Genomic DNA, 13028 nt, shown 5'->3' with positions numbered 1-13028 from the left:
TGGGGGGCAAGGCTTACTCGGCGGCGAGGCGGGCGCGGTCGTCCCAGACGCTCGAGGCCGGGTTCGCCGTGCCGGCCTTCAGGGACGGCTTGTAGCGATACAGGGTCGAGCAGTACTGGCAGATGATCTCGTGGTCGGCGCCCATGTCGAGGAAGACGTGGGGATGGTCGAACGGCGGCAGCGCGCCGATGCACATGAACTCCTTCGAGCCGACCTCGATGACCGGAACGCCGTCCTGGTTGTGGAAGTGCGGGACCGCCTTGTCTGCCATCGCCTCAGAGTTCCTGCCTTGAGCGGGGCCTGATGCCCTCGGGATATCGGGTTCTCCTAGCCCCTCGGGACCGCCGCGCCTAGGGGGCCGCGCCGGGGCCGAAGGCCTCCGCCGCCGTTTGGTCACGGTCTTGCGACATCGGGGCGCCGCACACGCGTCAACCAAGAGAGGATCGCCCGTGACCCGCTTCCTGCCGAGGCTCGCCCTCCTCGCCGCTCTCACCGTGCTCGGCGCCCCCGCGGCGCAGGCCCAGAGCCGCACCGTGGTCGGCGCGGGCGCCGGCGCGGTGGCGGGCGCGCTCGTTGCCGGGCCGATCGGCGCGGTGGTGGGCGGGGTCGTCGGCGCCGCCTGGGGCGAATCGGGCCGGCGCCCGCGCCGGGCCGGCCGCCGGGTGCGGCGCCACCACGCGGCGCGGCAAGCTGAGCCGCGGCCCGTCACGCGGGTGGCCCAGCGGGTGCCGGCCGCCGCGACGGCCCGGCCGCGGGCCTGGGTCGATCCGCGCTAGCGCCTCCCTTCGTCCTTGGCTTCGGAGCCGGAAGCGCCTACATCGAGGCATCCGGTTTTTTCAGCGCCAGCGCATCTTTCGGGCCCCCGATGAGTCGTGACGAGCAGAGTGCGGTCAAGGACGGCCGCCGGCAGGAGCCGCCGATCCACGGCCCCGAGGCCTTCGAGGCGATGCGCAAGGCCGGCCGGCTGACCGCCGAGGCCCTCGACCTGCTGATGGAGGCGGTGGCGCCCGGCGTCACCACCGAGGCGCTCGACCGCCTCGCCTACACCTTCGCGATGGACCACGGCGCTTATCCCGCCTCGCTGCATTACCGCGGCTATCCGAAGTCGATCTGCACCTCGATCAACCACGTCGTCTGCCACGGCATCCCGAACGACAAGCCGCTGCGCGAGGGCGACATCGTCAACCTCGACATCTGCCTGATCGTCGACGGCTGGCACGGCGATTCGAGCCGCATGGCCTATGTCGGCGAGGTGCCGCGCAAGGCGGCGCGCCTGTGCGACATCACCCACGAGGCGATGATGCGCGGCATCGCGGCGATCAAGCCCGGCGGCACCACCAACGACATCGGCGCGGCGATCCAGGCCTTCGCGGAGGCCGAGCGCTGCTCGGTGGTGCGCGATTTCTGCGGCCACGGCCTCGGCCGCACCTATCATGACGCGCCGACCATCCTGCACTACGTCGAACCGAGCTACAGCGTCGCCCTGAAGCCCGGCCAGTTCTTCACCGTGGAGCCGATGATCAATCTCGGCCGCCCGGCGGTGAAGGTGCTGGCCGACGGCTGGACCGCGGTGACCCGCGACCGCTCGCTCTCGGCCCAGTTCGAGCACACGGTGGCGGTGACCGAGACCGGCGTCGAGATCTTCACCCTCTCGCCCAAGGGGCTGGACAAGCCGCACGACACGGCCGCCACCGCCTGACGGCTCGGCCCGGTCCGGCTCGGCCATGACCCGCCCGCCCCGCACCCGTCCCGGTTTCGCGGAGGCCGGCGGTTCAGTGCCCGAGAGCAAGCCCCCGGAGAAGGCGGACGAGCCGCATTACTACGGCCACCGCGACCGCCTGCGCGCCCGCTTCGCGCAAGGGGACACGTTGCCCGATTACGAGTTCCTGGAGCTGGTGCTGTTCCGCGCCATCCCGCGCCGGGACGTGAAGCCGATCGCCAAAGCGCTGATCGCCCGCTTCGGCAGCTTCGCGGAGGTGATCAGCGCCTCGCCGGAGCGGCTGCTGGAGGTCGACGGCATCGGCCCTGCGGTCGTCACCGATCTCAAGATCATGGAGGCGGCCGGGCGGCGGCTCGCCCGTGGCGCGGTGGCCGAGCGCACGCTGCTCTCGTCCTGGGCCGCGGTGATCGATTATTGCCGGGCCGCGATGGCGTTCGCGCCGCGGGAGGAGTTCCGGCTGCTCTTCCTCGACAAGCGCAACCGCCTGATCGCCGACGAGGTCCAGGGCCGCGGCACCGTCGACCACACGCCGGTCTATCCGCGCGAGGTGGTGCGCCGGGCGCTGGAGCTCTCGGCCACCGCCCTGATCCTGGTCCACAACCACCCGTCGGGCGATCCGACCCCGTCCCAGGCCGACATCAAGATAACCCGCGACATCGTCGCGGTGGCCGGGCCCCTCGGCATCGTGGTGCACGACCACATCATCGTCGGGCGGGACGGCCACGCGAGCTTCCGCGGGCTGAAGCTGATCTGAGTTCCTACCGCTCCGTCAGCTTCATCTCGATCCGCCGGTTGCGGGCATAGGCCTCCTCGCTCGTCCCGGCCTCGAGGGGCTGGAACTCGCCGAAGGCGCCGGCGAGCAGGCGCTGGGGCGGGATGCCCTTTCCGACGAGGTACTGCACCACCGCGATGGCGCGCGCCGCCGAGAGCGCCCAGTTCGACGGGAATTGCGACGACGCGATCGGCCGCGCGTCGGTGTGGCCGTCGACCCGCAGCACCCACGGGATGTCGGCCGGGATCTGGCGGTTGAGCTCCCCGATCGCGCTGGCGATCCGGTCGATCTCCGGGCCGGCCTCGGGCTTCAGCACCGCCTGGCCGGCGGAGAAGAGCACTTCGGATTGTAGCACGAAGCGGTCGCCGACGATGCGGATGTCGGGGCGGTTGCCGAGGATCTGGCGGAGCCGCCCGAAGAAGTCCGAGCGGTAGCGCGCCAGCTCCTGCACCCGCTGGGCCAGCGCCACGTTGAGGCGGCTGCCGAGATCGGCGATCCGGGCCTGGCTCTCGCGGTCGCGGGTCTCGGAGGCGGCGAGCGCGTCCTCGAGCGCCGCGAGCTGCTGGCGCATCGCCGAGATCTGCTGGTTGAGGAGATCGACCTGGCTCATGGCGCGGGAGGCCGCGCCCTTCTCGGCCTCGAGCTGGCGGCCGAGCTCGGCGGCCTTGCCCTCGGCGCCCTGGCCGGTGGCGAGGAGCCCTTGCAGGCGCTTCCGCTCGGCCTCGGAGCCGGACAGGTTCGCCCGCAAGCCCGCGGCGGTCTCCTCCAGCGCGCGCTTGCCGGAGCGCTCCAGGGCCAGGAGGTCGGTGAGTTCCGAAATCTGGCGGTTCAGCCGCTCCAGCACCGTGTCGCGGCCCGACAATTCCTGCGACAGGAAGAACTGGCCGGTGACGAAGATCGTGAGCAGGAAGACGACCGAGAGCAGCAGCGTCGTCAGCGCGTCGACGTAGCCGGGCCAGACATTGAGGGCGCGGTCGCGCCGGACGAGGCGGCCGGCCATCAGAGGCTCACTCCACCTTCTCCCGGGCGAGGCGGTCGAGCACCTGCTTCAGCTCGCGCTCGCGGGCCGCCTGCGCCTCGACCCAGTCGCGGATCATCTGCTGCTCGGCGCGCATGTGCTGGACGAGGCCCTGGATACCCTCGGCGAGGTTCGCCATCGCCTGGGTGCTGGCCCGGCCGTGGCTGGTCGTGTCGCCGACGAGGGTGCCGAGCCGCGTCATCGCGTCGGCGATGTCCTTCAGCACCGCATCGTCCTTCGCGGGTTCGGGCGGGCGCGGCGCGGCGGCGAGCGCTGCCGCCGCCGGAACCGTAACGGGGACCGGCACCGGCGCGGGCGCGGGACCCGCGGCGGTGACGAGCCAGTCCTCCAGTTCGTTGTAGAACCGGGTATGGGCCTGCCCCGCCTGGAGATCGAGGAAGCCGATCACCAGCGAGCCGGCGAGCCCGAACAGCGAGGCCGAGAAGGCGAGGCCGATGCCGGAGAGCGGCACCGCGAGGCCGCTCTTCAATTCGTCGAACATCACCGCCGCGTCGCCGCCGCCGGCCCGCATCGAGCGGATGACCCCGCCCACCGCCGAGAGCGTGTCGATCAGGCCCCAGAAGGTGCCGAGCAGGCCGAGCAGGATCAGCAGGCCGCCGATGTAGCGCAGGATCTCGCGGCCCTCGTCGAGGCGCGAGGCCACGCTGTCGAGGAGCGGCTGGAACTGGCCTTGCGGGTGCGGCCGGCCGGCCCGCGCCTCGCGGAGCGCCGGCGCCAGGGCGGAGAGCACCCGCGGGGTGCCGGGCTCAGGCGCGCCGGTGGCGGTGCGGTTGGCGAAGCGCACCTCGCGGAAGAGGCGCTGCACCTGCCCGAAGGCCATGATGATGGCGATCAGGGTCGCGCCCAGGATCAGGCCGTTGAGGCCCGGATTGGCCATGAAGGCCGGCACGATCTGGCGGTAGAGCACGAAGGCCAGGAAGCCGGCCAGCGTCAGGAACACCACCATGCGGATGAGGTAGATCCGCGGCGACGTCAGGGGAGGGGACGCAGCGCTCGCCGCCATCGCGGGCCGTACTCACTGTCGCGGGCGAGGATTCGTCCGCAGGCTGCACTGGTCGGCCCCGACGAAACGACGTCGCCGGGAGCCGCCGGCACTGTGCCGGGTGCCGCCGGGCCGATCAAGCCGGAGCAGTACGGGGTTTCGAGGGATTCAGTCCCAGTGTTGCGGCCAGGTTTCCTCGAGATGCGGCCCGAGGCGGACGGGGCTCACCCGCCGGGCGAGGCCGGTGGCATCGTCCGTCTCGACCGCGAGGCCGCACAGGGTGCCCTCGCCGGTGGCGGCTTCGAGCCGGCTGCCCGGGGTCTTCTGCAGGAAGCGGCGCACCGGCTCGTCCTTCTGCATGCCGAGCACCGAATCGTAGTCGCCGCACATGCCGACATCGGACATGTAGGCGGTGCCGCCGGGCAGGATGCGGTGGTCGGCGGTCGGCACGTGGGTGTGGGTGCCGACGACGAGGCTCGCCCGTCCGTCGAGGAACCAGCCGAAGGCCTCCTTCTCGCTCGTCGCCTCGGCATGCACGTCGACGACCACCGCGTCGGCGGCATCCCGCAGCGGGCAGGCGGACAATTCGCGCTCGGCCGCCGCGAAGGGATCGTCGAGGGGATCGAGGAAGATCCGGCCCATCACGTTGACGACGAGGATCCGGGCGCCGCTCCGCGTCTCGACCACGGTGGCGCCGCGGCCCGGCGTGCCGGGCGGGTAGTTCGCCGGCCGCACCAGCCGCGGCTGGCGGGCGATGAAGACCATGGCCTCGCGCTGGTCGAAGGAGTGGTTGCCGAGCGTCACCGCATCGGCGCCGGCATTGATCAGCTCGTCGCAGATGCTCTCGGTGATGCCGAAGCCGCCGGCGGCGTTCTCGCCGTTGATCACCACGCAGTCGAGGCGCCAGCGCTCGCGCAGGGCCGGCAGACGCTCGCTCACCGCCAGGCGGCCGGGCCGGCCGACGACGTCGCCGAGGAAGAGGAGGCGCATGGCGGGGATCAGTCTCCGGTGGGGTGGATGAGGCCCGCCTCGGTCACGATCCCGTCGAGGGCGCGGTCGTGCGGGCCGGCCGGCACGAGGGGGGTCTCCTGGGCCGAGAAGGCGATGCCGAGGGCGAGCGTGCGCCCCGTCGCGTCGAGGCGGGCGAGCGCCCGGTCGTAATAGCCCTTGCCGTAGCCGATGCGGTGGCCGCGCCGGTCGAAGGCGGCGAGCGGCACGAGGAGCACGCGGGGCTCGACGATGGCTGAGTCGGGTCCGGGCTCGCTCAGGCCGAAGCCGCCGGGGCTGAGCGCCGCATCCTCGGCGGCGAGGCGGAAGACCAGCCCGTCGGGCGTGACCTGCGGCAGGGCCACCGCCTGGCCCCGGGCGCGCAAGGCGGCGACCAGCGGGCGCAGGTCGACCTCGCTGCGGATCGGCCAGTAGGCCGAGACCAGCGCGGCCGCCGCGATCTGGGGGAGGCCGAGGACGATCTCGGCGATGCGGCGGGAGGCTGTTTCGCGAGCCTCGACCGCCAGCCCGTCCCGCCGCGCCAGGGCCGCCTTGCGTAAGGAAGCCTTGTCCGGAGAAGCGGGGGAACCGTCGATCGTCATAGAAGTCCAGCGCGGAGCCACGAGAGCCGTTGGAGAATCGATCCCGGGAAACCTACGAAGTAGGTGGGCGCCGTAATGCCCCGGTCCACGGACCAGGGCAGTGACAGCTCCCGGGGGAGTCGATAAGGCCCCGGGGATATTGTCTCCTGACGAGAACCGCAGCCCCGCCGACCTCATGTAGCGCCGCGGAGGCGGTTGCGAAAGGGGGCGGGCGGGGGATTTGGGACCGCGTGCGAGGGGGACGTTTCGGTACGCTCACACGTCGACCGGTCCTCGATCGCGGAGGACGACAAGAGGTCGTCACGTTCGCGCCGCTCCGCGTCATCCCGGGGCTCATCGAAGGTGAGAGCCCGGGATCCATCACCGCCGACCATCAAGAACGGTGCTGGAGCGTCCCGTTTCATCTTGCATCGTCAGCGGTTATGGATCCCCGGTTCCGCTGCGCGGCCCCGGGATGACCCGGAGGGTGTCATGACCAGACCAACAGCCGACACGAACAGTCTCTCAATTTGCTTCAGGATCCCATGACCCCGAAAGCCATCCTCGCCCCCGTCTTCGTCCAGGTTCTGCTCACCTTCGGCCTGCTGCTCTGGACCGGGCGGGTCCGCTTCGCCGCGGCCAGAGCGGGGCAGGTCAAGCTCAAGGATATCTCCCTCGGCGAGCGCAGCTGGCCCGCCCCGGTGCAGCAGGTCTCGAACGCCTTCGCCAACCAGTTCGAGCTGCCGGTGCTGTTCTACGTCGTGACCGGGCTCGCGCTGGCGACCGCCCAGGCCGACACCCTGTTCGTCGGTCTCGCCTGGCTGTTCGTGCTGACCCGGCTCGTCCATGCGGGGATCTATGCCACCAGCAACGTGGTGATCCGACGCTTCCAGGCCTTCCTCGCCGGGGCCGTCGTCCTGATGGCGATGTGGCTGGTCTTCGCCGGGCGGATCCTCCTCGCCTGAGACGGCTTACTCGCCATCCCCGTGCGAGGAGGGTAAGGGGCACTCAGTATCGCGGGGCCCGCGGCGGCGGGTTGCCGTATTCGAGCTGCGTCTTGGCGTCGTAGGGCCGGGGCGGTGGCGGGGTGAGGTCGACGGCCGGCGCCGCCGGGGCGGTGGCGCAGGCGCCGGCCGCCAGCGCGATCAGGCCGGCGAGACTCACGGCGAGGGCGGACGGGATGGAACGACGGATCATGGATGCGGAACTCCGGCTCTGCGGATGGAACGGCCAAGGTGTCGGGGTGCGCGGAGCCGAAAGCTTGGCCGTGATGCGCCGGTCCCGCGGCGCGAACTTGGCCTTTTTACGATCGGCCTGTTCACGGTCGGCGGTGTCGCGATGACCCCCGGCGCCCGCCTCTCCGCCGCCATCGAGGTCCTGGCCGACATCGCCGAGCGCCGCCGCCCGGTGGCCGACGCCCTGAAGGATTGGGGCCTCGCCCACCGCTTCGCCGGCTCGGGCGACCGCGCCACCATCGCGACCCTGGTCTATGACGCCTTACGCCGGCGCGCCTCCGCCGCCTGGATCATGGGCGAGGACAGCCCGCGCGCCGTGCTGATCGGCTCGCTGCGCCTGCAGCGGGGGCTCGCCGCCCGGACCGTCGCGGAGCTCTTCACCGGCGAGCGCTTCGCGCCGGCCCCCCTCACGGAATCCGAGCGGGAGCGGCTCGAGACCGGGACGCTTAGCCACGCGCCGGTCCACGTCGCCGGCGACGTGCCGGAATGGGTGGTGCCCTCGCTCGCCGCCGCGCTCGGCGACGACCTCCTGCCCGAATTGCGGGCGCTCGCCCGCCGCGCGCCCCTCGACATCCGGGTCAACACCCTGAAGGCGACCCGCGACGGAACGCGCGAGGCGCTCGCCCATCTCTCGCCCGAGCCGACGCCGCTCGCGCCGGACGGGTTGCGGGTGCCGCTCGGCGAGGACGGGCGCGGGCCGGCGCTCCACGTCGAGCCGGAATTCCTGGACGGCTGGTTCGAGATCCAGGACGAGGGCTCGCAGCTCGCCGCCCGCCTCTCGGGCGCGCGGCCCGGCATGAGCGTGATCGATCTCTGCGCCGGCGGCGGCGGCAAGACCCTGGCGCTGGCCGCCCTCATGAACAACCAGGGCCGGTTGATCGCCACCGACGGCGACCCGCGGCGCCTCGCCCCGATCCACGAGCGCCTGCGCCGGGCGGGCGCCGAGGCCGAGGTTCGTACGCCCCGGGGCGGCAAGGGCCGCCCGGACGTGCTGACCGACCTCGACGGTACCGCCGACCTCGTCCTGGTCGACGCGCCCTGCACCGGCGCGGGCACCTGGCGGCGCAACCCGGACGCCAAGTGGCGCCTGCGTCCCGGCAGCCTCGCCACGCGGGTCGCGGAGCAGGAATCGGTGCTCGATCGCGCCGCGCGGCTGGTGCGGCCGGGCGGGCGCCTCGTCTACGTCACCTGCTCGCTCCTGCCGGAGGAGAACGACGCGGCGGTCGCCGGTCTCGCCGGCCGGCGCGACGACCTGACGCCACGGCCCCTCGACCTGCCGGCGGAGGTCGCGCCCAAGATGCGCCGCACCGCCCACGGCATCCAGATGAGCCCGGAGCGGACCGGCACCGACGGCTTCTACGTCGCGCTCCTGGAGCGCGGGGCGGCATAACCCCAGGACGAGCGCGGCGCATCTCCGTGCCGGCCCGGTACTTTTCTGCCGTGCATCCGCGGCAGCTTGGCTTATGCATGCAGGCGAGGGGTCGTCCCGCCGGCATTCCCTGAGCCGGCGAGACTCGGGATCGATTCGGGGTCTTCGAGAGTATCGGACGGTCGGCATGGTGCTGCATCGCAGGACGTTGCTCACGGGAGCCGCCCTCGCCCTCGCGCCCGCCGCTCGCGCGCAGGAGCGACCGATGGGCCAGGAACCGATGGGTCGGGAGGACACGTCCCAGGCGAAGCCCCCGGGCCACGACGCGCCGACCGACACCGCCCCCGGCGCCGCCCTGGAGGTGATGCGGCTCTGGCCCGGCAAGCCGCCGGGGGGCGGGGGCCCCGGTCCGGACGCGCCCCGCTTCGACGAGAGCCGCGAGGGCGTGGTCACCGGCGTCGCCGAACCCTGCCTGCTGGTGATGCGCCCCGCCCGCTCGACCGGGACCGCGATGGTGATCGCCGCCGGCGGCGGCTACCGCCGCATCGATCTCGGCCACGAGGCGGTGCCGGTGGGGCGCTGGCTCAACACGATGGGCGTCACCGCCTTCGCGCTGGTCTACCGGCTGCCCGGCGAGGGCTGGGCGGCGGGGGCCGACGCGCCGATCCAGGACGCGCAACGGGCCGTGCGCCTGGTGCGGGCCCGGGCGCGACGCTACGGCTACGAGCCGAACCGGATCGGCGTGATGGGTTTCTCCGCCGGCGGCCACCTGATGGGGGCGGCCAGCACCCGCTTCGCCTCACCGCTCTACAGGCCCGTCGACGAGGACGACGCGCTCTCGGCCCGGCCCGACGTCGCGGCGCTGATCTACCCGGTCATCACCCTCAAGCCGCCGTTCGACCGCACCTCGAGCCGCCGCGTCCTCGTCGGCGAGAGCCCGACCCGCGTCGCCACCGACGCCTACTCGGTCGAGACCCACGTTCCCCCCGAGACCCCGCCGACCTTCCTCGCCCAGGCCGCCGACGACCCGATCGCGGTCGTCGACAATTCCCTGCTGATGTTCGCGGCCCTGCGCGCCGTCGAGGTGCCGGTGGAGATGCACCTGTTCGAGCGCGGCGGCCACGGCTTCAACCTCGGCGTGCCGGGTTCGCCGGCGGCGGCTTGGCCGAGCCTGTTCGCGACCTGGGCGCGGCGGCGGGGATTCATCCGGGCGTGAGAGACCGGATTTTCGAATGATCCCGGCCGATGCAGTGACTGGCGGCCATACTCGGTCTTCCAATTCCGATTGACACGGCCTCCGGCCCGATCCCATCATTCCGCCCGTGACCGACTTAGCCCCCGACCCGAACCTCTCCGCCCCGCTCGCTCATCTCGAGGGCGACACCCCGCCGGCCCCGTCCTGGTTCCGGGACGCCGTCGCGGTCGCACCCGAGACCGGGCGCCTCGCCGTGAAGGGCGCGGCCATCGAGACCCTCGCCTGGGGCGAGCGCGGCCGGCCGGGGCTGATGCTGCTGCACGGCAACGGGGCGCATGCGGGCTGGTGGCGCTTCATCGCGCCGTATCTCGCGGACCGTTACCGGGTCGCCGCCCTGTCCTGGTCCGGCATGGGCGGCTCGGACTGGCGCGAGACTTACGACCTCGACACCTTCGCCGACGAGATCGAGGCGGTCGCGGAGGCGACGGGGCTGTCCGTGACCGGGCCGCCCGTCATGGTGGGGCATTCCTTCGGCTGCTTCCCGATGCTGACCGGGGCGGGCCGGGAGGCGGGGCGCTGGCGCGGCGCCGTGATCGTCGATCCGCCGATCTTCTCGCCGGAACGCCGCACCGGGCGCCGGCGCGAGGACGGCCGCTTCGCGCCCCACCGGATCTACCCGACCCTGGAGGCGGCTTTGGCGCGGTTCCGCTTCGCGCCGATGCAGCCCTGCGACACCCTCTACATCGCCGACCTCATCGCCCGGGAATCGTTGCGGGAGGTCGAGGGCGGCTGGAGCTGGCGCTTCGACCCCTCGCTCTGGGCGCGCCTCGCGCTGCCCGACCGGGTCGAGATGGTGCGGGGCGCCCGCTGCCCGCTCGCCCTCGTCACCGGCGCCCGCTCGGACCTGATGCGCCCGGCCGACGCGGCCTATGTCCAGGGTCTGCTGCCGCCGGGCTCGCCGAGGGTCGACCTGCCGGAGGCCTATCACCACGTGATGGTCGACCAGCCGCTCGCCTTCGTGGCGGCCCTGCGGGCGCTGCTGGCGGTCTGGCCCTCATAGCGAAGAAGGGCGGCCCCCGCCGGGGGCCGCCCTCTCGAATCACGTCGGACGCGACGGCGCGCTCAGAAGCAGCGGCGCACCTTGCGCACCACCACCCGGCCGAACGGACCGCGGGTGCGGGTCACCTGGACCGTGCAGCGCGGGCCGCGGCGGACCACCCGGCGGGTGACGTACTGCGCCTGCTCGATCGAAGCGGCGGGCGCGACCATGTTGCCGGAGGCGACCGGCAGGGCCGAGGCCGGCGCGAGGCTGAGGCCCGTGGCGAGGGTGGCGGCGATCCCGAGGACGATGGCTCGCATGGCGAGGCTCCCTGTCTGGTGGGTTGGGGGGCGCCTCACTCGCCGTTAGCGCCTGAACATCCGGTTAATGCCGTGAACGCACCCGGGATCCGCGGTCCGGCGCGTTGCGCGAGGCCCGAGCCTCGTCTAACTCATCGTCGCATGACGACCGAGCACGACAAGATCCTCATCATCGATTTCGGCAGCCAGGTGACCCAGCTCATCGCCCGACGGGTGCGTGAGGAGGGGGTCTATTCCGAGATCGTGCCGTTCCAGGCGGCCGAGGCGGCCTTCGCGGCGATGAAGCCGCGGGCGGTGATCCTGTCGGGCGGGCCGGAATCGGTCACGGTCGACTCCTCGCCGCGGGCGCCGCAAGCGGTCTTCGAGGCCGGCGTGCCGGTGCTCGGCATCTGCTACGGCGAGCAGACCATGGCGGCGCAGCTCGGCGGCGAGGTCGAGGGCGGCCACCACGCCGAGTTCGGCCGCGCCGAGGTCGAGATCATCGCCGACAGCGCGCTGTTTCGCGGCGTCTGGCACGTCGGCGAGAAGTACCCGGTCTGGATGAGCCACGGCGACCGGGTGACGAAGCTGCCCGACGGCTTCACCACCGTGGCGATCTCCCCCAACGCCCCCTTCGCGGCGGTGGCCGACGAGGCGCGCCAGTTCTACGCGGTGCAGTTCCACCCCGAGGTGGCGCACACCCCGCACGGCGCGCTCCTCATCCGCAACTTCGTGCGCGACATCGCCGGCTGCACCGGGGACTGGTCGATGGCCGCCTTCCGCGAGGAGGCGATCGAGCGGATCCGCGCCCAGGTCGGCGGCGCCAAGGTGCTGTGCGGCCTCTCGGGCGGCGTCGATTCGGCGGTGGCGGCGGTGCTGATCCACGAGGCGATCGGCGAGCAGCTCACCTGCGTCTTCGTCGATCACGGCCTGCTGCGCCAGGGCGAGGCCGAGGAGGTGGTCCGCCTCTTCCGCGACCACTACAATATCCCGCTCGTCCACGTCGAGGCCTCCGACCTGTTCCTTGGCGAGCTCGCCGGGGTCACCGACCCGGAAGTCAAGCGCAAGACGATCGGCCGCCTGTTCATCGACGTGTTCGAGGCCGAGGCGAAGAAGATCGGCGGCGCCGACTTCCTGGCGCAAGGGACGCTCTATCCCGACGTGATCGAGAGCGTGTCGTTCACCGGCGGTCCGTCGGTGACGATCAAGAGCCACCACAATGTCGGTGGCCTGCCCGCCCGCATGAACATGAAGCTCGTCGAGCCCCTGCGCGAGCTGTTCAAGGACGAGGTGCGGGTGCTCGGCCGCGAGCTCGGCCTGCCCGAGGCCTTCGTCGGCCGCCATCCCTTCCCGGGCCCGGGCCTCGCCATCCGCTGCCCCGGCGAGATCACGGGCGAGAAGCTCGATGCGCTGCGCAAGGCCGACGCGATCTACCTGGAAGAGATCCGCAAGGCCGGTCTCTACGACACGATCTGGCAGGCCTTCGCGGTGATCCTGCCGGTCAAGACCGTCGGCGTGATGGGCGACGGGCGGACCTACGACCACGTCTGTGCGCTGCGTGCCGTCACCTCGGTCGACGGCATGACGGCGGATTTCTATCCCTTCGACATGGCGTTCCTGGGCCGGGTCGCGACCCGGATCATCAACGAGGTCAAGGGCATCAACCGGGTGACCTACGACATCACCTCCAAGCCCCCCGGCACGATCGAGTGGGAGTGAGGGAGTCCGGAGTACCGCGCCGAGACGGCCGTGGGGCATAAGACGAGAATGCGACTCAACCTCCGGCCTTGAATCGCATACCGTAGGGTCT

The 13028-nt window shown here is 72.2% G+C and carries 15 protein-coding genes and 1 other RNA gene; 8 read left to right on the top strand and 8 right to left on the bottom strand.

Annotated elements, in window-relative coordinates; all coding sequences use genetic code 11:
- Positions 1-13: 13 nt before the first annotated feature.
- Positions 14-271: a zinc-finger domain-containing protein gene (locus DK412_RS18985; RefSeq protein WP_093568862.1), complete on the bottom strand. Its 258-nt coding sequence runs from the start codon at positions 269-271 to the stop codon at positions 14-16.
- A 178-nt stretch (positions 272-449) separates the two neighbouring features.
- Between DK412_RS18985 and DK412_RS18980 the strand changes: the two genes are divergently transcribed.
- The 3 genes from DK412_RS18980 to radC all read left to right on the top strand — a co-directional run bounded on the left by DK412_RS18980 (position 450) and on the right by radC (position 2474).
- On the top strand, positions 450-776 hold the full coding sequence (locus DK412_RS18980; protein ID WP_204165401.1) for a DUF456 family protein: 327 nt from the start codon (positions 450-452) through the stop codon (positions 774-776).
- An 89-nt stretch (positions 777-865) separates the two neighbouring features.
- Positions 866-1699, top strand: a complete 834-nt coding sequence (map, locus tag DK412_RS18975) for a type I methionyl aminopeptidase (protein WP_109973217.1) — start codon at positions 866-868, stop codon at positions 1697-1699.
- Positions 1700-1724: 25 nt separating this feature from the next.
- On the top strand, positions 1725-2474 hold the full coding sequence (gene radC / locus DK412_RS18970) for a DNA repair protein RadC (RefSeq protein WP_245447084.1): 750 nt from the start codon (positions 1725-1727) through the stop codon (positions 2472-2474).
- Between the two features lie 4 nt (positions 2475-2478).
- On the opposite strand, the gene DK412_RS18965 is transcribed toward radC, so the two are convergent.
- The 5 genes from DK412_RS18965 to ssrS all read right to left on the bottom strand — a co-directional run bounded on the left by DK412_RS18965 (position 2479) and on the right by ssrS (position 6270).
- Complete coding sequence (locus DK412_RS18965; protein WP_109973215.1) at positions 2479-3492, bottom strand: peptidoglycan -binding protein; 1014 nt, start codon at positions 3490-3492, stop codon at positions 2479-2481.
- A 7-nt stretch (positions 3493-3499) separates the two neighbouring features.
- Positions 3500-4534 carry a MotA/TolQ/ExbB proton channel family protein gene (locus DK412_RS18960; protein ID WP_109973214.1) on the bottom strand — a complete coding sequence of 345 codons (1035 nt, stop codon included), beginning with the start codon at positions 4532-4534 and terminating at the stop codon, positions 3500-3502.
- Positions 4535-4681: 147 nt separating this feature from the next.
- Positions 4682-5503: a TIGR00282 family metallophosphoesterase gene (locus tag DK412_RS18955; RefSeq protein WP_109973213.1), complete on the bottom strand. Its 822-nt coding sequence runs from the start codon at positions 5501-5503 to the stop codon at positions 4682-4684.
- 8 nt (positions 5504-5511) lie between these two features.
- The gene (locus DK412_RS18950) at positions 5512-6102 is read right to left on the bottom strand and encodes a 5-formyltetrahydrofolate cyclo-ligase (RefSeq protein WP_109973212.1); all 591 of its coding nucleotides are present in this window, start codon (positions 6100-6102) and stop codon (positions 5512-5514) included.
- A gap of 10 nt (positions 6103-6112) precedes the next feature.
- Positions 6113-6270, bottom strand: a non-coding RNA gene (ssrS, locus tag DK412_RS18945) — 6S RNA.
- Positions 6271-6626: 356 nt separating this feature from the next.
- On the opposite strand from ssrS, the gene DK412_RS18940 reads away from it, so the two are divergent.
- The gene (locus DK412_RS18940; RefSeq protein ID WP_109973211.1) at positions 6627-7046 is read left to right on the top strand and encodes an MAPEG family protein; all 420 of its coding nucleotides are present in this window, start codon (positions 6627-6629) and stop codon (positions 7044-7046) included.
- A 43-nt stretch (positions 7047-7089) separates the two neighbouring features.
- Here DK412_RS18940 and DK412_RS18935 read toward each other — a convergent pair whose 3' ends face one another.
- The gene (locus tag DK412_RS18935) at positions 7090-7278 is read right to left on the bottom strand and encodes a hypothetical protein (RefSeq protein WP_093568853.1); all 189 of its coding nucleotides are present in this window, start codon (positions 7276-7278) and stop codon (positions 7090-7092) included.
- A 141-nt stretch (positions 7279-7419) separates the two neighbouring features.
- On the opposite strand from DK412_RS18935, the gene DK412_RS18930 reads away from it, so the two are divergent.
- The 3 genes from DK412_RS18930 to DK412_RS18920 all read left to right on the top strand — a co-directional run bounded on the left by DK412_RS18930 (position 7420) and on the right by DK412_RS18920 (position 10940).
- Positions 7420-8706 (top strand): RsmB/NOP family class I SAM-dependent RNA methyltransferase, encoded by a 1287-nt coding sequence (locus DK412_RS18930; RefSeq protein ID WP_109973210.1) that lies wholly within the window; start codon positions 7420-7422, stop codon positions 8704-8706.
- Positions 8707-8872: 166 nt separating this feature from the next.
- A complete protein-coding gene (locus tag DK412_RS18925; RefSeq protein ID WP_109973209.1) occupies positions 8873-9901 on the top strand; it encodes an alpha/beta hydrolase in 1029 nt (342 codons plus the stop codon).
- Positions 9902-10007: 106 nt separating this feature from the next.
- The gene (locus DK412_RS18920) at positions 10008-10940 is read left to right on the top strand and encodes an alpha/beta hydrolase (protein ID WP_109973208.1); all 933 of its coding nucleotides are present in this window, start codon (positions 10008-10010) and stop codon (positions 10938-10940) included.
- 62 nt (positions 10941-11002) lie between these two features.
- On the opposite strand, the gene DK412_RS18915 is transcribed toward DK412_RS18920, so the two are convergent.
- A complete protein-coding gene (locus tag DK412_RS18915; protein WP_109973207.1) occupies positions 11003-11239 on the bottom strand; it encodes a hypothetical protein in 237 nt (78 codons plus the stop codon).
- A 141-nt stretch (positions 11240-11380) separates the two neighbouring features.
- On the opposite strand from DK412_RS18915, the gene guaA reads away from it, so the two are divergent.
- A complete protein-coding gene (gene guaA / locus DK412_RS18910) occupies positions 11381-12937 on the top strand; it encodes a glutamine-hydrolyzing GMP synthase (RefSeq protein WP_109973206.1) in 1557 nt (518 codons plus the stop codon).
- Positions 12938-13028: the final 91 nt, after the last annotated feature.

The organism is Methylobacterium sp. 17Sr1-1 (genome assembly GCF_003173775.1).
Lineage (GTDB): Bacteria > Pseudomonadota > Alphaproteobacteria > Rhizobiales > Beijerinckiaceae > Methylobacterium.
The sequence above is the reverse complement of the archived record's forward strand: the minus strand, read 5'-3'. Positions and strand labels throughout refer to the sequence as shown.

What these genes read in the sequence shown, in the direction of transcription:
- DK412_RS18985 (WP_093568862.1), bottom strand. Translation starts at nt 271, where the DNA reads ATGGCAGACAAGGCGGTCCCGCACTTCCACAACCAGGACGGCGTTCCG.
- map (WP_109973217.1), top strand. Translation starts at nt 866, where the DNA reads ATGAGTCGTGACGAGCAGAGTGCGGTCAAGGACGGCCGCCGGCAGGAG.
- radC (WP_245447084.1), top strand. Translation starts at nt 1,725, where the DNA reads ATGACCCGCCCGCCCCGCACCCGTCCCGGTTTCGCGGAGGCCGGCGGT.
- DK412_RS18965 (WP_109973215.1), bottom strand. Translation starts at nt 3,492, where the DNA reads ATGGCCGGCCGCCTCGTCCGGCGCGACCGCGCCCTCAATGTCTGGCCC.
- DK412_RS18960 (WP_109973214.1), bottom strand. Translation starts at nt 4,534, where the DNA reads ATGGCGGCGAGCGCTGCGTCCCCTCCCCTGACGTCGCCGCGGATCTAC.
- DK412_RS18955 (WP_109973213.1), bottom strand. Translation starts at nt 5,503, where the DNA reads ATGCGCCTCCTCTTCCTCGGCGACGTCGTCGGCCGGCCCGGCCGCCTG.
- DK412_RS18950 (WP_109973212.1), bottom strand. Translation starts at nt 6,102, where the DNA reads ATGACGATCGACGGTTCCCCCGCTTCTCCGGACAAGGCTTCCTTACGC.
- DK412_RS18940 (WP_109973211.1), top strand. Translation starts at nt 6,627, where the DNA reads ATGACCCCGAAAGCCATCCTCGCCCCCGTCTTCGTCCAGGTTCTGCTC.
- DK412_RS18935 (WP_093568853.1), bottom strand. Translation starts at nt 7,278, where the DNA reads ATGATCCGTCGTTCCATCCCGTCCGCCCTCGCCGTGAGTCTCGCCGGC.
- DK412_RS18930 (WP_109973210.1), top strand. Translation starts at nt 7,420, where the DNA reads ATGACCCCCGGCGCCCGCCTCTCCGCCGCCATCGAGGTCCTGGCCGAC.
- DK412_RS18925 (WP_109973209.1), top strand. Translation starts at nt 8,873, where the DNA reads ATGGTGCTGCATCGCAGGACGTTGCTCACGGGAGCCGCCCTCGCCCTC.
- DK412_RS18915 (WP_109973207.1), bottom strand. Translation starts at nt 11,239, where the DNA reads ATGCGAGCCATCGTCCTCGGGATCGCCGCCACCCTCGCCACGGGCCTC.
- guaA (WP_109973206.1), top strand. Translation starts at nt 11,381, where the DNA reads ATGACGACCGAGCACGACAAGATCCTCATCATCGATTTCGGCAGCCAG.